Origin of the sequence: Acinetobacter sp. C13 (assembly GCF_016809775.1) — a bacterium.
Taxonomy (GTDB): domain Bacteria; phylum Pseudomonadota; class Gammaproteobacteria; order Pseudomonadales; family Moraxellaceae; genus Acinetobacter; species Acinetobacter pittii.
Map to the genome: position 1 here is coordinate 228,151 of NZ_JAFBJL010000005.1, position 15,974 is coordinate 244,124.

Here is a 15,974-nt window from a genome sequence, read left to right on the forward strand (position 1 = left end):
ATCTACCCCTTATGCATTAGATGCTTTCTGTTCTGCTTGAGGTTTACCTGATTGAGCCGGTTTTGTCGCATTTGGAGCTGCACCTTGTGGATTCGCTGGTTGAGCTTGGTAAGGTTTTGCTGAAACTTCTTGCCCTTCTTTAACTTTGGCAACACCGTCAACAATCACTTTATCACCAGCTTTAAGACCGTTAGTTACAATCCAGTTTTGTCCTTGAACACCAGAGGTTTCAACAGGACGACTCTCAACAGCACCTTTGGCATTAACAAGCATTGCTACAGCTTGACCTGTAGGTAAACGTGTAATTGCAGCTTGAGGAATCAGGTAAGCATTAGGAACTACACCTTGAACAATCTGTGCAGTGGTATACATGCCTGGAAGTAACAGATGATTCGGGTTCGAGAATACGGCACGTAAAGTAATCGTTCCTGTATCCTGATTTACAGAAGCATCAGAGAAAGCAAGTTGTCCTTCGATTGGATAGGTTGAACCATCTTCGAGCTTCAATTTCACTTTCGTGTTGTTACTATTGTTCAAACTACCTTTGCTAAGTTGTTGACGTAAACGTAATAACTCGGCACTAGACTGGTTAATGTCAACATAGATTGGGTCTAACTGTTGAATCGTCACTAACGGATCAGTTTGGTTGGCAGTCACTAAAGCACCAGCTGTTACAGAAGAACGTCCAGACTGACCAGAAATTGGTGAGCGAATTGTAGAGTAGCCAAGATCTACATTTGCATTCGTTACTTGCGCTTTTGCAGCAGAAACTTGTGCTTCGGCAACATTAACCTGACCAAGTAAGTCGTCATATTCTTGTTTAGATACAGCGTTACTTGAAACAAGTTGCTTATAACGGTTTAACTTAGTACGTAGTGAAGCTAGATTTGCCTGTTGTTGTAAAAGGGTAGCCTTTGCATTTTCAAGCGTTGCACGGTTAGTTCGAGAATCCAGTTCATATAGAGCCTGTCCTTCACGAACGTAACTTCCTTCAGCAAACAAGCGTTTTAAAATCACACCACTTGTTTGAGGGCGAACTTCAGAAATTTGATATGCTGAAGTACGGCCGGAGAGTTCAACACTTTGTTCAACACTTTGTGGTTGAGCAACAATAACACCTACTTCTGCAGGCGGCATTTTCTGAGCAGCAGCAGCTTGCTGTTTCTCATCGGAGCCTTTGCTACAACCAACAAGTGCGATACTTGTTGCTAATGCGCAAGCAGTAAGGGCAGGAGCCCAAAGCTTAGCCGACATCATTGTTCCACCTCGTTTAGATAAAATCTAAAAATATATTTGTTTTCTACTTAACCTACTTTGTGTTTGTAATAACCAGAGCCAAAGCAGTGCAATCCAAATAAAACCTATGCCCCAACCGGCGAGTACATCTGTTGGAAAATGAACTCCAGCATATATTCTTGAAAGCCCCATGCAGATAAACCAAAGACAGGAAATCAAAATGATATAAGGAGAGTTAGTGTTGGGCTTATGGCATAACATTATCATTGCCATACAAGCCAGTGTTGATGCATAAACACTATGTGCACTTGGGAACGATGCACCATAACTTTCGACAATATGATATACCTGTGGAGGTCTTGGACGGTCAACACACCACTTGAGCAGCCAACCCGTGATGATACTGCCAAGAACACCCACGCTAATGAAAATAACAGTAATATATTTTTTATACCATGCTTGATATATACACACCAATAAGGATAAAAAACATACAAAAGGCATACCACCTACACGTGCTAGAAAGGTCGTAATAGAGTTAAGATAATCTGATCGATTTTCGCTCAATATTTGAACGGTGAGAAGATCCAAAGATTGAAGTCTTGGTACAAAAAGACCAAGAACACCTAAACCTAAAAAAATACAACCAATAAAAAGCAATAAATAGGGCATGTATATACCTTTGCTTGTTCAAGCAGTGTCTACTACTGAAAGCCGTTAAAAGTGTACTTGCCAGTACACTTTTTTTCAAGCCTGATAGATCATCGTAAATTCATTTTGAAAATTTTTTAACATTTGGAAAAACAATCACAACAAAATTGACGAAAATCACATTTTGTGTGCAAAGCAAAATTCTTAGTGGTCTGCTTTTTTCCCGTTATTTGTTGAGGTGTTTTCTTCAAGTTCTAATGGTTGTTTTGGTGGCCAGAAAAAATCGCTTGGGCGAGTTAAAAAATGGGTCATGACCAATTTGGCTAAAGGTTTCCATTGTTCAAAACGGACTCGACGCGCTCGTAATGCCACAATAATCGTTAAGGTGAAACTCACAAATAAGTTAGTGAGACCAATGCATAGTACACCAAGAAAGGACACGATAATCAGTCCGATATCTGGGCTGCCGTTAATAGTCATTAAACCTTGAATAAAGTTAGCGGATGCAAAGGCAATATGGCGAATATCTAAAGGTAGACCTAGGATAAAGCCTATGGTCCCCATACTTCCTAGCATAATACCGAATAAGAAGTTACCGGCTAACGCACCTAAATTACGTTCAATATATTCAGCAAAACGGTTAAGGCGATCTTGCCCAAACCAGCTAGCTAAACGGCGATGTGCTCTTAGGCGCGGGCCGACTTTTCGGTAAACAGCCATGTTGTCAAAGTATCCTGCAATGAGACCTGACAAAAACAAACAGACTCCAGCAATTGCTGCATGTGGAACTGCTAGTGAAGTGAATGGATTTAGACTGTGTAGAAGATAAGTGGCTTTAGTATGGGTTAATAACGGTTCATCAAGATAAAATTGCCATGCAAAAGTGATGAGTGCCGCAGTAGGAATCGCAATTGAAATATTGCCCAAAATAGCAATAAATTGCGTTCGGATAATATTAATAATAAGCGCCGCTAACTCTGCAATTTGAGCCGTTTTAGAGCCTTTACGTTGCTGTACTGTTGCAGCAAGAGCCGCCGCCGTCATAGCGGGCTGCTTAGTCGCAACTGTAAAATGCAGAACATGAATCAGAATGAAACCTAGGGAATAATTCATACTGAAAGTAAAAGCTTGCATGAGCGGGGCCATTGTCATTCTTGCAGCAAGAATTTTTAAAGATGCCATAAAGGCAATAATGACACCTGCACCAGCGGCAGCTTTATACATTCCCCAAAAGCCTTTGGTATCCGTACTTACGTAATGTTCACCTGTTCGGCTGGCATTTTCTGTAACCTGAAAGGCAATGAGTTCACTAGTCGTACTGAGTAATGAGCGAACACTTTTTTCGCTGTAATGTGCCTTGGTTAAATCGGAAATCAGATGTCCTAAAGAAACATATTTTCCTTTAGTGTTATCTACGACCAGATAAAGTAATAACTCAATTCGATCAAGACATTGCTCAAGTAATGACAGTAAGTAAGTCAAACTTAAGCTGACACCAATTCTTTTGGTTGCACGGCGAATCTTTAAAACCACATCTCGGCATTGTTCCAACATAACAAATGCTTGTGATGCATCGGGCGGGGAAATAACTGCAATTTCATGTTCAGAAATTTCTTGTTTTTTATACTTTTCAATAAACTCAATAATTTCACGGTTCTGAACTAAAAACGGCGACTCATATTCTGTTAATTCTGGCTGAGCGTTAATAAATTCGGGATAAAGACCAATTCCACTAATTCGATAAGATAGGACTGTAATGGCTTTAATCATTTCACTTTGAATGACTAACTTCTCATCGACATTACTTTGGCTTTGCCCAATAACGCTAAATAAATTTGCCCAATCTTCATCATCAATATTATTGAGCCAGATTTTGTCACTTTCTAAATAGAAAATTTTTCCAATTAATATTTTGAGTTGGCTTGCATCTTCTATTAAAGGTAAAAAATGTGCTCCGAGTCTTTGCCCAAGCTGGTTCCAGAAACCATCTAAAGACAAAATTCCACTATCAGCATATAAACTAACTTGCTTATAGCGATTAATTAAACGTAATAAAAAAGTTTGTAGTAAGAAGGGCGCTGTAGGTGTGCGCAAAAGACTTTCAATAAAAGCCTGTATTTTTTTCTTAATTTCATCCGTATCTTGTGGGTTGGATGGTCGGATGACATTGACGAGTTCAATCAGTAGATTTTCATCAATGACAGCTCGAGGATCCTCAAGCTGCTTCTCTATTTTTAAAAAAAGATCTGAAAAATTTATATGCATAGGCAAAATAATATCTATTGTATTCGATGTAACGCAAGCTGAGTTAAGTTAATCAAAGCCTGACGATACGGTGTATCGGGTAGGTTTGATAAAGCTTGCAGTGCTGCTTCTGTTTCTTCTTGGGCACGTTGGTTGCAATAATCTAAAGCACCAGACTTCTGTACAATTTCGATGACCTGAGATAGTTGGTCTACTCCACCAGTTGCGATACTGCGACGAATAATCGCATACTCTTCACCTGTTGAGCGTGCTAATGCAGAAATTAACGGTAAAGTTGGCTTACCTTCCATTAAATCATCACCAATATTTTTACCTAATGTTTCAGCATCAGAGGTATAGTCTAAAATATCATCAATAATTTGGAATGCATTACCAAAATGACCAGCAAACAATCTTAATGGCTCACGGTACGCTTCTTGCCCTGCCAAAATAGCAGCACCTTCTGTAGCCAGCTCAAACAGGCGAGATGTTTTACCATGAATAATTTTTAAATAAGTTTCTTCAGTTGTATCTGGTTGATGCTGTGATTGAAGTTGTAATACTTCACCTTCAGCAATTTCACATGTACCTGTTGAAAAGTCTTTCAATAAAGTCATGTTGTTTAAATCGACTAGTAAATCGAAAGCACGAGCAATCAAGAAGTCTCCGACTAAAACAGCTGTCTGATTGTTCCACGTTGCATTTGCTGTAGGGCGACCACGACGAAGCCCAGATTCATCTACCACATCATCATGGACCAGTGTCGCGGTATGTAACATTTCAATGATTGCAGCTAAACGCTGTGCATTTGCCATGTTATCTAAACCACAAGCACGTGCTGCAAGCAAACACATGATTGGACGCATACGCTTTCCGCCAGCTTCAACGACGTGTTTGCTGACAGACATGACTAAACCGACTTTTGAGCTAATTCCTTCATTAATCAAGTGATCCATCGCAGCGAAGTCTGAAGCAACAGGCGCAAGAATGTCTTGCTTGAAATCGATGACCATATGAAGAAAAACCCCGTATTGGTAGATAAGTGGCGTTAGTGTATCAATTAAAGATGTGTTGCACAGGTTAACAAGTGGCTGATATTAATCATTTCTATTGTTTTTAAGCGTTTTTTGTTCTTTATTTAAGCAAAATACGATGTTTTCGGCAAAACAATAAATTTAATGACATCAGCATTAATACAACTTGTTCTTGACGCAATTTGTGTTTGGAACTGTATTTTAATTTTCATTCAGAATCAATGAAAACTGCTAAATTCCAGTCCAAGCTGTTTGATTTTGTAAGAATAGGGGATCATGCTTTACTGATAGATAGAAAATACTTGTCGTTTGATCAAATTTCACTTAAAATCTGTCGCCTTGTATAACCCCAGTGGCGATCGTTTTAAGATCGATATATCCCTTTATCGACACGACGACACGGGCTGATTGGAGTACATTATGTACGCAGTAATCCAAAGCGGTGGTAAACAGCACCGTGTAGTTGAGGGTGAAACCCTTAAAGTTGAATTATTGAAAGCTGAATCTGGTGCGACTATTACATTTGATGATGTATTAATGGTTGTAAACGGTGACAACATTCAAATCGGTGCTCCAGTTGTAGCTGGCGCTAAAGTAACTGCAGAAGTGATTGGTCATGGTCGTCACGACAAAATCCGCATCATCAAAATGCGTCGTCGTAAACACTACCGTAAACAACAAGGTCACCGTCAATGGTTCACTGAGTTGAAAATTACTGGTATTTCAGGCTAATCACGAGGAGTAAGAGACATGGCAACTAAAAAAGCCGGTGGATCGACGAAGAACGGTCGTGATTCAAACCCAAAAATGTTAGGTGTTAAAGTTTACGGCGGTCAAGCTGTAACTGCTGGTAACATCATCGTTCGTCAACGTGGTACAGAGTTCCACGCTGGTGCAAATGTTGGTATGGGCCGTGACCATACTTTATTTGCTACTGCTGACGGCGTAGTAAAATTCGAAGTGAAAGGTCAATTTGGCCGTCGCTACGTAAAAGTTGAAACTGTATAAGTTTTAGCTCGAAAAAAGCCCACATTTTGTGGGCTTTTTTTATGGCATTTATTTTTATTCATCTTCATCATGATGAATGAAATTCTACAAACAACATGAATAACATAACAAAATATCTTATTTTCTCAATGATTAGCACAGAGTTTGTCGGTTAATATGAGTCTTGAATTAAGAGCTTACTCAGTTTCATAACTTTGAAAGAGAGTAAGTTGTCTTACAGCAACTAAAAAGGTGATGACATGAATATGCTTCGTAAAACTATGTGTGCTATTACACTTAGCGCGTCAGTGCTTGCTCCTGTAATGAGTACTACAGTGTTTGCTGCGCCTGTAGCAGCACCGGAGCAACAGGCAATTGGGAACCTGGTTAATCAGTTATCAGGTTTACAGCGTTTGACTGCCGACTTTGAACAAACAACTAAAGCCAATACAAAAACTGTGGCACAGAAAAAGAGTTTAAGTGCACAGCATATGAACCAGACATTTAAAGGCTCAATGAAAGTTGAGCGTCCGGGGAAATTTTATTGGGAAACAGTAAGTCCTGCTAAACAAACTATTGTAACGAGCGGAAAAACAGTTTGGATCTATGATCCAGATTTACAACAAGCGGTCCGCCAAAGCTTAGATGATCAGGTTGCAGATACACCAGCATTATTACTCTCTGGTAATACCAACCAAATCATGAAGTCTTATCGTGTAACACAACCCGATAAATCTAAACTTTATTTCACATTATTCCCTAAAAAAGAAGATGGGGCATTCCAAAGCTTAACGATTAGCTTCGGAGCAAATAAAGCACCTACACTTATGGTATTACAAGACTCATTAGGTCAAACCACCTATGTACGCTTTAAGAACGTTAAAGTAAATGCTTCAATTCCGGCATCAGTCTTTAACTTTACACCTCCAAAAGGTACAGATGTTATTGACCAATAATTAAAGCCTCTTCAAAAAAGCTACCGTAAAAGGTAGCTTTTTTTATATAAGAGAAACAGATACATTTTTTAACCCCGTCTTATTCTTACGCTTTGTATAGTGTTAGAGGTATATTCATGGGGATTATTATGCGACTTTACGATAAGAAAATTATTTGTATTCTTCCATTAATGGCTGCAATGGCAATTGTGACTGGTTGCCAACCAAAGTCAGCAGCCAAAGAGGAGCAGGCTGCTTCGACTGCAAAAGTTAAAGAAACGAAAGAGGCTGGTGTTCCTGTAATTCAAGCAAAAGTAATCCCAGTAAAATTGCCAAAATCAAAAGTTTGCTTAGAAGATGGTTGTACTGAGTATGATTTTCAAACAGTACAGACCAATCAAAAATGGATTAATGATTACTTCACCAATCGTATAAAGAAAGCAGATCCGAATGCTTTTGCAAATTTAGCCGATCAACCAGTTGAAGTACCTGAAGGTGAACCAAGTTCAAGTCAGAGTGCAATTTATGTTCGCTATTTAGGGCAAAACTATAACCTTGCCACCTTTGCATTACAGACTTATTCGTACTCAGCTGGTGCCGCACACGGCATGTCTCATCAAGAATTTGTAAATTTTGATTTATTAAATAAAAAGCACATTACTGTTGCTGAACTTATTCAGCCAGATGTTGAAAAACAATTGGTTGATGCTCTTTTTGAAGCAAATATAAATTGGCTTCAAGCACACAATATTAGCCGTGAAAAACTTCAGCTAAGCGATAATTTCTACTATGGTGCTAATGGCATTGTATTTGTCTATCCAATTTATGAGCTGGCTTCATATGCAGAGGGAATGTCTGAATTAACGCTGCCATATTTTGAAGCGGGTAAGTTCATTAAACCTGAGTATTTGCCAAGTGTGCCAAACTATAACTTTTAAAATAAGTGATCTATTCTAAGAATTGTGTGAAAGCTATTCGTTATGAAGATGATCACTATATTTTTTAGTGTTAAGGCCTTACACTATAGCCAGTTTTTTACCCATATTATGATTGATTATGATCGACCCTAAGTTACTCAGAAATAATATTGAAGCCGTTAATGCGGCTTTGGCAAAACGCGGTGTTCAATTAGATGTTCAAGAATGGGCTTCTTTAGAAACTCGCCGTAAAGATTTGCAATCAAAAACTGAAAAATTGCAGGCAGAACGTAATGCCGGTGCAAAACAAGTGGGTCAGATTAAAAAATCCGGTGGTGATGCTTCTGAAATCATGGCGCGTATGCAAGCCATTGGCGACGAAATTAAAGCTGCTGAAGTTGCTTTGTCAGAGTTACAAAACGAGATTGAACAAAAAGCGTTGAGTATTCCTAACTTACCAGATGAGTCTGTTCCTGCTGGTAAAGATGAAGATGATAACGTTGAAATCTCAAAATGGGGTACGCCTCGTCAGTTTGATTTTGAAATCAAAGACCATACTGACTTAGGTGAGTGGATGGGTGGTTTAGAGTTTGAAACTGCTACTAAATTGACTGGTTCACGTTTTAGCGTACTGAAAGGTTCTTTAGCACGCCTACAACGTGCATTAACGCAGTTTATGCTTGATACCCATACTTTAAAGAATGGCTATACAGAAGCTTACGTGCCTTATTTGGTCAATGCTGATTCACTTCGTGGTACTGGTCAGTTGCCAAAATTTGAAGAAGATTTATTCAAACTTCAAGGTGAAAAAGAATATTACCTCATCCCTACAGCAGAAGTTCCAGTTACTAACTTCGTTCGTGATGAGATTATTGATACCGAACGTTTGCCTTTAAAATATGCAGCGCATACGCCATGTTTCCGTAGTGAAGCTGGTTCTTATGGTCGTGATACCCGTGGTTTAATTCGTCAGCATCAATTTGATAAAGTTGAGATGGTGCAAATCGTTAAACCTGAAACATCTATGCAAGCACTTGAAGAGCTTACTGCACATGCTGAGGGCATTTTGCAGGCACTAGGTTTGCCATACCGCAAGATTTTGCTTTGTGGTGGTGACATGGGCTTTGGTGCAACTAAGACTTACGACTTAGAAGTTTGGGTTCCAAGCCAAAATACTTATCGTGAAATCTCTAGCTGCTCTAATATGGGTGATTTTCAGGCACGCCGCATGAAGGCGCGCTACAGAATGGATCAAAAGAAGACCGAATTGGTGCACACACTAAATGGTTCAGGTCTGGCAGTTGGACGTACTTTGCTTGCTGTAATGGAAAATTACCAACGTGAAGACGGTTCTATCGAGATTCCAGAAGTATTACGCCCATATATGGGTGGTGCAACGTTTATTGACTAAGCTTTGCATCTAAATTGTGCACGGTTTTTGCTTAACCCAAATCAGATGATTAATGTAGAGGTTTAAGGTGGATATTTTTCCAATCTCTTTAAAGTTGCAACAGCAACATTGTCTGATTGTGGGTGGTGGGCATATTGCATTGCGCAAAGCAAACCTTTTAGCCAAGGCGGGAGCAGTAATCGATATTATTGCTCCCGCAATTGAAGAGCAGCTTTTACAGTTAGTCAAAACGACAGGCGGAGAGTATTTTGCCGAGTCCTTTGCTGAAAAAATATTAAATACACCATATCGATTAGTGATTGCTGCAACTAATGATGCGCAAGTGAATAAAGCTGTTTTTGAACAATGTGAAGCGCGTAATTTATTGGTCAATAGTGTTGATGATATTCCACATTGTCGCTTTATGGTTCCAGCTATTATTGATCGTTCTCCGTTAATTATTTCTGTCGCTTCAAATGGTGCATCACCAGTTTTATCAAGACAACTTCGTACTCAAATAGAAACAATTGTTCCGCATGGCATGGGTAAGTTGGCTGAGTTTTCTGGTCAGTGGCGTAAGCAGGTAAAAGAAAAAATTCCCAATCCAGATGAGCGTCGGATTTTTTGGGAAAATCTCTATGCTAGCCCATTAAAAGAACAGGTTTTTAATGACAATTTGGAAGTTGCAAATGGTTTGATTCAGCAAGCCTTAACAGAATGGACTGCACCTAAGGGTGAAGTTTATTTGGTAGGTGCTGGACCGGGTGATCCAGAGTTACTGACACTAAAAGCATTACGTCTTATGCAGCAAGCTGATGTTGTGATTTATGATCGTCTTGTTTCTGCACCCATTTTAGAGCTTTGCCGTCGTGATGCGACTAAAATTTATGTCGGTAAAGCGCGTTCAAATCACTCCGTTCCCCAAGATGGCATCAATGCTTTACTGGTTGAATATGCTCAAAAAGGAAAGCGTGTTTGTCGTTTAAAGGGGGGGGATCCGTTTATCTTTGGGCGTGGTGGTGAAGAAATTCAAGAGCTCGTTGAGGCGAATGTCACTTTCCAAGTTGTACCAGGCATAACAGCAGCATCAGGCTGTTCAGCTTATGCGGGCATCCCATTAACACATCGTGATTATGCACAAAGTGTTCGTTTCTTGACTGGGCATTTAAAGGAAGGTTCACCTGAACTTCCTTGGAATGAGTTGGTTTATGAAAATCAAACTTTGGTTTTATATATGGGGCTAGTTGGTTTAGAACGCATTTGTGAGCAACTTATTGCTCATGGCCAACGTGCTGATATGCCGGTAGCTTTAATCTCTAAGGGAACCACACCAGACCAGAAAGTTGTAGTTGGAACATTAGCTGATATCGCAACAAAAGTGTCTGAACATCATATTGTAGCACCGACTTTAACCATTATTGGTGAAGTGGTGAATTTACGTGAACAGTTAAAATGGCAATAAGTTCATTTGAGTTTATTGTTGGTCATTAAAGTCGAGAAAATTTGTGATTCATGTTGTCCTATACGAGCCTGAAATTCCTGCCAATACAGGCAATATCATTCGTTTATGTGCTAATACTGGTGCACAGTTACATCTAGTCAAGCCTTTGGGTTTCGAGCTAGATGATAAAAAGCTCAAACGAGCAGGCCTTGATTATCATGAATGGGCACGTATGCAAATTTGGGACAACATAGAACTTTGCCTTGCTGACCTGAAAGCTAAAGGGGTTGAGCATGTTTTTCCACTCACCACTAAAGGTTCTGCAACTCCGCATACAGTTGATTTGAATCGACCTGTGGCTTTACTGATGGGGCCGGAAACACGCGGCTTGCCTGAGCATGTTCGCTTGATGTTTCCACAAGAACAGTGGATTTGTTTGCCGATGGCTGAAAACTCAAGAAGTTTAAATTTATCTAATGCAACGGCTGTGATTGTTTATGAAGCATGGCGTCAGCAGGGTTTTAAAAACTTAGGATAAGTTAATAGTTTTTAAATAAAAATAAGGCCACAGTTGTGGCCTTATTTTTTTATATAACTCCAATTAAGCCTGTTCTAGCACTTTTTCATCATAAGTCATTTGGGCTGCTAAAACCTGTTCAATATTGGTTTCGGCCCATTCCTTTAATTGGAATGCCATTGAAGCGACATTTTGCCCCAGAGAAGTGAGTGAGTAATCAACACGAATAGGAGACGTATTCTGAATTTTACGCTCAATAAAACCATCTCTTTCCAGCATTTTTAACTTCTGTGATAAGACTTTAGGCGAAATACCTTGAATATTCTTTTTGAGCAAGTTGAAGTGCTGAGTTTCCTCTTCAAGCACATTTAAAATTAATAAAACCCACTTATCTGCAATTTTTTCAAAAAATAAACGAGCAGGGCAATGTTGTTGAAAAACATTATATTTTAGACATTCATTCATACTATTTACCTGCTAATTTCTTAAAAAATTACCATAGTTACCAGTTAGTAACTAATTGACACCTAGTTTCTAAAATATATCATAAAGTGGAATTTAATAAAACAAAGGTTTGCTCCCATGTCTAACTCTAATATCGCGGTTGTATATTTCTCTGGTTATGGCCACACTAAAGTAGTGGCTGAAACGTTTGCAAACGAAATTAATGCTCAGCTTATCCAAATTGATCAAGAAGGTAATATTACTGAGCAAGATTGGCAGACATTAAATGATGCGAAGGGGATTGTTTTTGGTGCTCCGACTTATATGGGTACAGCACCATGGCAGTTTAAAAAGTTTGCTGATGCAACTTCAAAAGTTTGGTTTACACGTGGTTGGCAAGATAAAGTATTTGCAGGCTTCACAAACAGCGCGAGCTTAAATGGGGATAAGCAGGTTACGCTTATTCAATTACAGACTTTAGCATCGCAACATGGTGGAATTTGGGTAAGCCTTGGTTTATTACCAGCGAATACAAAAGATGCAACACGTGAAGATGTAAATAACTTAGGTGGTTCAGTTGGACTTTTAGTTCAATCGCCTTCTGATGCAAGTGTAGAGGAAGTCCCTGCTGGAGACCTTGAAACAGCGAAACTCTATGCTCAACGTGTACAAAATATTGTGAACAAAATTTTTGGTTAATTTGATAATAAAAAAGGCGCTTTAAGCGCCTTTTTTATTATTCGTGTTCATTATGCTGTGGAGCATTATATTTGAAACCTTTGGTTTTGTAGGCCAAATAACCTACACCAATAACGGCCCAAGCTAAGCCAATTTGTAAGGCAAGCTTATCAATTTCTAGCCACATCATAAACACACTAGCAAAACCAAGTGTTGGTATAACAATATAGTTGATGATGTCTTTAAACGTTTTGTTCTTGCCATCTCTTAATGCATAGCGAGAAATAACAGAGAAGTTAACAAAACTAAAGGCGGTTAAAGCACCAAAACTAATTAAGTTGACAATATGCTCAAGATCTAAGAAACCAGCAGATAAGGCAACTACACCTACAATAAGAATGTTGTAAGTTGGAGTATGTAATTTTGGACTAATATGACCAAATAATTTCTTATTGATTACGCCGTCACGTCCCATTACATACATTAAACGAGATACACCAGCATGAGCAGAAATACCTGATGCCATAACAGCAACTACAGCAAAATATAAAACCAAAGTTTTAAACGCAATACTACCAATCGCAGCAACCATCACAGGCTGTGATTCATCCAGAGGATTGAAGTAAGTATTTGGGTTACTAGGGAAATATAATTGGATGAAGTAAGTACTTACAATGAAAATAATACCTGCAAGTAATGCTGTCGTAAAAATAGCTTTTGGCAGCGTTTTCTCTGCATCTTTTGTTTCTTCAGCAAGAGAAGATAAGGCATCAAACCCTGTGAAAGAGAAGCAGAGTACAGTTGCACCAGCAATTAAAGCACTTACAGATGTCATGTCGTTCCAAAAAGGAGTTAATGACCACAAGGCAGCTTTATCCGGATTTAAAGTTCCATCTGCATATACACCTTGAGTGAGTAAAATGTATACCTGATAAACGAAATAAAAAATTACGCCAAGCTGAATAATAACGATCGTACTGTTAAAGCGTGCGACAAATCGTGCACCAAATAAGTTAATAACAGTCATTAGGGTGGTTAAACCAATCACCCATAACCAGTTATTTACCTCTGGAAAAAGAGCTCTTAGATAAATATCTGCCAAAATAATATTAACAAGCGGTGACAGTAAATAGTCTAACCAAGAAGACCAACCCACCATAAAACCAACATTAGGGTGAATTGATTTTTGAGCATACGTATAAGCTGACCCAGAAGAAGGGTAGCGCTTAATCATATGTCCATAACTGATCGATGTTAATAAAATTGCGACTAATGCAAAGATGTAGGAAGTTGGTACATGACCGCCACTTCGCTCTGATACTAAACCAAAAGTATCGAATAACGTTAATGGCTGAATATAAGCTAAACCAATAATAATAATGTGCCAAAGCACAAGATTCTTTTGAAGTTTAGCTGTTGGTTTAGTCCCAGATAAATTTGTCAACGGCGTTATCCTCATAATCGTTGATCAAGGATCAGCTTGGTGTTAAGGATCGTTTGAGACGAACGATCCCCCCTACAGAAAAAGATAAAGTGCGCCAATCTATCCTAAATTGATGCAAATTGTCAGTACTTTCATCGATTTTTTAGCAAATTTTTTGCCATATTTCCAAATAAAAAGATGAATAAAAATTCACAGTGATAAAAAAGACCTGATTTTATATAAAAATCAGGTCTTTAGATTTAAGGCTCGAGTTTAACCTATCGAATTACCATGCCTTTTGTAAGATCTCTCGGATATCTTTTAGGCTTGCTTCTTTAGGATTGTAAATAATTGAGCCGTCATTTAGTGCTTTTTCTGCAACTTCATCGAGCTGTGCTTCAGTTACTTTGCCAGTTTCACGTAAAGTACGTGGTAACTTGGTTAAGGTAAATAAACGATCACGCATTGCCAAAATTGTTGCAATCGCTCTGTCTGCACGTTGAGTTGCTGGAGTTTGTGCATAGATATCAGCACCAGCTAATGGCAATAGTAATTCACCAATTTTCTGGCCATTTACCTGCTTATTATATTCAAGCACATACGGTAAGAATAAATTCATGCATAAACCGTGGGGCAGGTGAGCAACAGCACCTAAAGCATGACCTAAAGAATGTACAAGGCCTACCATTGAGTTTGAGAATGCAATACCTGCCATTGTAGAGGCTTGTGCTAGTTCTAAACGACCTTGTGAGTCATTTGGGTTTTCTAGGACATTAAATAGGTTTTCACTAATCTTTTTAATTCCAGCACTTGCATAAGCATCGCTAAGTGGATTGGCAGCCATACATGTATATGCTTCAACACAATGTGTTAAGGCATCCATACCTGTCATTGCAGTTAAATGAGGTGGCAATGTAAGTGTCATGCGTGGATCTAAAATCGCTGCATGTGGCATTAAGTAATAAGAAGCAAATGCCAATTTAACATTCTTTTGCGTATCTGAAACCACGGCAACCATAGTCACTTCAGATCCCGTACCTGATGTAGTCGGAATTACGAAAAATGGTTTTAATGGTTTTGGTAGGTTGTGTGCACCAGAATATTGAAGTAAGTCATCTCCACCTTCAGATACTAAAATGTTAGTTGCTTTAGAAGTGTCGATAACTGAACCACCACCTACAGCAATAATCGCATCGCATTTATTCTTGCGATAAGCTTCTGCGGCAAGACGAACGACTTCTAAACTTGAGTCTGGTGGAACATCATCAAACACATGACCAATGACAGCATCAGTTGTGCTGAATGCAGCTTCAATCGGGTTGAGTAAGCCATTTGCGCGCACACCTTTATCTGTAATGATGAGCGGGCGTTTTGCACCTAAAGTCGCAAGTTCAAACGGAATATGTTCTAACGCAGCATTACCAGCAATGACTTTTACAGGACAAAAGAATTCGTAATATGGTTTAGCCATGTTATGCGCTCCGCTTGAAATAGGACTTAGCTACTTTTAAGTAAATATTTGCAGCTTCGTTGAATTTTTCTTTTAGGGTGAGTTCGGTTGGGTATTCTTTGACTGCAAGAGACGCAACCAATTTAGGTAAAATGAGAGATTCCATTTTATTTAGACAGCGTACTAAGCGAATGGCAGCAGATACATCACCATCAGCAATCATTCGGTCATTCGCAAATGCTTGGGCAGTACTTTCTTGAAAAGAAAATACTAAAAAGGCATGAGTTACATGTTTGAATGTAATAGTTAAGTCTGGCTTTCTTTCAGCTCTTTTGAGTAGCTCTAACTGTTTGTCTTCTGTGACTCGAGCAAAAAATGCTGGTCCATTTGGGAAAACATTCATTGAAAGTACAAAGTGAACAGGAAATTTAGATACTTCCTCTTGTATTTCAGTGTCCACTTGACTTGCCATGACTAAGCCACGACCAACAACATCCATCATGAGCTTAACGTAGGCAAGTTGTAGAGTAGGCTTTACAGCTTTTGTCGAAATCACTCGCGTATCCCTTGTTAAAATTATGCAAAAGCAAATTTAGAGTAATTACTCTAATCCATTTTTATTTCATC

Annotated in this window: 16 protein-coding genes; 8 read left to right on the plus strand and 8 right to left on the minus strand. The window is 38.9% G+C overall.

Annotated features, from left to right (window positions below; genetic code table 11):
• Positions 1 to 9 precede the first annotated feature (9 nt).
• The 4 genes from adeI to sdsA all read right to left on the minus strand — a co-directional run bounded on the left by adeI (position 10) and on the right by sdsA (position 5,144).
• Positions 10 to 1,257, minus strand: coding sequence for a multidrug efflux RND transporter periplasmic adaptor subunit AdeI (adeI, locus tag JGE69_RS15075; protein WP_002116482.1), 1,248 nt, complete (start codon positions 1,255 to 1,257; stop codon positions 10 to 12).
• 24 nt (positions 1,258 to 1,281) lie between these two features.
• Complete coding sequence (locus JGE69_RS15080; protein ID WP_005064516.1) at positions 1,282 to 1,908, minus strand: phosphatase PAP2 family protein; 627 nt, start codon at positions 1,906 to 1,908, stop codon at positions 1,282 to 1,284.
• Positions 1,909 to 2,091: 183 nt separating this feature from the next.
• On the minus strand, positions 2,092 to 4,152 hold the full coding sequence (locus tag JGE69_RS15085; RefSeq protein ID WP_199113997.1) for a site-specific recombinase: 2,061 nt from the start codon (positions 4,150 to 4,152) through the stop codon (positions 2,092 to 2,094).
• A gap of 14 nt (positions 4,153 to 4,166) precedes the next feature.
• A complete protein-coding gene (gene sdsA / locus JGE69_RS15090; protein WP_199113971.1) occupies positions 4,167 to 5,144 on the minus strand; it encodes an All-trans-nonaprenyl-diphosphate synthase in 978 nt (325 codons plus the stop codon).
• A 441-nt stretch (positions 5,145 to 5,585) separates the two neighbouring features.
• Here sdsA and rplU point away from each other — a divergent pair, with 441 nt between their 5' ends.
• The 7 genes from rplU (at position 5,586) to JGE69_RS15125 (ending at position 11,373) form a co-directional block, all read left to right on the plus strand.
• Positions 5,586 to 5,897, plus strand: a complete 312-nt coding sequence (gene rplU / locus JGE69_RS15095; protein ID WP_000271409.1) for a 50S ribosomal protein L21 — start codon at positions 5,586 to 5,588, stop codon at positions 5,895 to 5,897.
• 18 nt (positions 5,898 to 5,915) lie between these two features.
• Entirely contained in the window at positions 5,916 to 6,173 is a 258-nt protein-coding gene (gene rpmA, locus JGE69_RS15100) for a 50S ribosomal protein L27 (RefSeq protein ID WP_002116037.1), read from the plus strand.
• 239 nt (positions 6,174 to 6,412) lie between these two features.
• On the plus strand, positions 6,413 to 7,108 hold the full coding sequence (lolA, locus tag JGE69_RS15105; protein WP_004789378.1) for an outer membrane lipoprotein chaperone LolA: 696 nt from the start codon (positions 6,413 to 6,415) through the stop codon (positions 7,106 to 7,108).
• 116 nt (positions 7,109 to 7,224) lie between these two features.
• A complete protein-coding gene (locus JGE69_RS15110; RefSeq protein ID WP_199113973.1) occupies positions 7,225 to 8,025 on the plus strand; it encodes an RsiV family protein in 801 nt (266 codons plus the stop codon).
• Between the two features lie 118 nt (positions 8,026 to 8,143).
• Positions 8,144 to 9,415 carry a serine--tRNA ligase gene (serS, locus tag JGE69_RS15115; protein ID WP_005072887.1) on the plus strand — a complete coding sequence of 424 codons (1,272 nt, stop codon included), beginning with the start codon at positions 8,144 to 8,146 and terminating at the stop codon, positions 9,413 to 9,415.
• Between the two features lie 67 nt (positions 9,416 to 9,482).
• The gene (gene cysG / locus JGE69_RS15120; protein WP_005072889.1) at positions 9,483 to 10,856 is read left to right on the plus strand and encodes a siroheme synthase CysG; all 1,374 of its coding nucleotides are present in this window, start codon (positions 9,483 to 9,485) and stop codon (positions 10,854 to 10,856) included.
• A 43-nt stretch (positions 10,857 to 10,899) separates the two neighbouring features.
• Complete coding sequence (locus JGE69_RS15125) at positions 10,900 to 11,373, plus strand: tRNA (cytidine(34)-2'-O)-methyltransferase (protein ID WP_199113975.1); 474 nt, start codon at positions 10,900 to 10,902, stop codon at positions 11,371 to 11,373.
• A 63-nt stretch (positions 11,374 to 11,436) separates the two neighbouring features.
• Here JGE69_RS15125 and JGE69_RS15130 read toward each other — a convergent pair whose 3' ends face one another.
• Positions 11,437 to 11,817: a winged helix-turn-helix transcriptional regulator gene (locus tag JGE69_RS15130; RefSeq protein ID WP_002116344.1), complete on the minus strand. Its 381-nt coding sequence runs from the start codon at positions 11,815 to 11,817 to the stop codon at positions 11,437 to 11,439.
• Positions 11,818 to 11,934: 117 nt separating this feature from the next.
• Here JGE69_RS15130 and JGE69_RS15135 point away from each other — a divergent pair, with 117 nt between their 5' ends.
• Positions 11,935 to 12,495 carry a flavodoxin family protein gene (locus tag JGE69_RS15135; protein ID WP_005064539.1) on the plus strand — a complete coding sequence of 187 codons (561 nt, stop codon included), beginning with the start codon at positions 11,935 to 11,937 and terminating at the stop codon, positions 12,493 to 12,495.
• Positions 12,496 to 12,532: 37 nt separating this feature from the next.
• Here the strand turns inward: JGE69_RS15135 and JGE69_RS15140 are convergent, their stop codons facing one another.
• The 3 genes from JGE69_RS15140 to JGE69_RS15150 all read right to left on the minus strand — a co-directional run bounded on the left by JGE69_RS15140 (position 12,533) and on the right by JGE69_RS15150 (position 15,903).
• On the minus strand, positions 12,533 to 13,918 hold the full coding sequence (locus JGE69_RS15140; protein WP_014207482.1) for an APC family permease: 1,386 nt from the start codon (positions 13,916 to 13,918) through the stop codon (positions 12,533 to 12,535).
• Positions 13,919 to 14,183: 265 nt separating this feature from the next.
• A complete protein-coding gene (locus tag JGE69_RS15145) occupies positions 14,184 to 15,368 on the minus strand; it encodes an iron-containing alcohol dehydrogenase (RefSeq protein WP_017386748.1) in 1,185 nt (394 codons plus the stop codon).
• A 1-nt stretch (position 15,369) separates the two neighbouring features.
• Complete coding sequence (locus JGE69_RS15150; RefSeq protein WP_005072911.1) at positions 15,370 to 15,903, minus strand: hypothetical protein; 534 nt, start codon at positions 15,901 to 15,903, stop codon at positions 15,370 to 15,372.
• Positions 15,904 to 15,974: the final 71 nt, after the last annotated feature.

Coding starts and splice junctions, on each gene's coding strand:
- serS (WP_005072887.1), top strand. CDS start 8,144: ATGATCGACCCTAAGTTACTCAGAAATAATATTGAAGCCGTTAATGCG.
- rpmA (WP_002116037.1), top strand. CDS start 5,916: ATGGCAACTAAAAAAGCCGGTGGATCGACGAAGAACGGTCGTGATTCA.
- sdsA (WP_199113971.1), bottom strand. CDS start 5,144: ATGGTCATCGATTTCAAGCAAGACATTCTTGCGCCTGTTGCTTCAGAC.
- JGE69_RS15130 (WP_002116344.1), bottom strand. CDS start 11,817: ATGAATGAATGTCTAAAATATAATGTTTTTCAACAACATTGCCCTGCT.
- JGE69_RS15085 (WP_199113997.1), bottom strand. CDS start 4,152: ATGCATATAAATTTTTCAGATCTTTTTTTAAAAATAGAGAAGCAGCTT.
- JGE69_RS15135 (WP_005064539.1), top strand. CDS start 11,935: ATGTCTAACTCTAATATCGCGGTTGTATATTTCTCTGGTTATGGCCAC.
- JGE69_RS15110 (WP_199113973.1), top strand. CDS start 7,225: ATGGGGATTATTATGCGACTTTACGATAAGAAAATTATTTGTATTCTT.
- rplU (WP_000271409.1), top strand. CDS start 5,586: ATGTACGCAGTAATCCAAAGCGGTGGTAAACAGCACCGTGTAGTTGAG.
- lolA (WP_004789378.1), top strand. CDS start 6,413: ATGAATATGCTTCGTAAAACTATGTGTGCTATTACACTTAGCGCGTCA.
- JGE69_RS15145 (WP_017386748.1), bottom strand. CDS start 15,368: ATGGCTAAACCATATTACGAATTCTTTTGTCCTGTAAAAGTCATTGCT.
- JGE69_RS15080 (WP_005064516.1), bottom strand. CDS start 1,908: ATGCCCTATTTATTGCTTTTTATTGGTTGTATTTTTTTAGGTTTAGGT.
- adeI (WP_002116482.1), bottom strand. CDS start 1,257: ATGATGTCGGCTAAGCTTTGGGCTCCTGCCCTTACTGCTTGCGCATTA.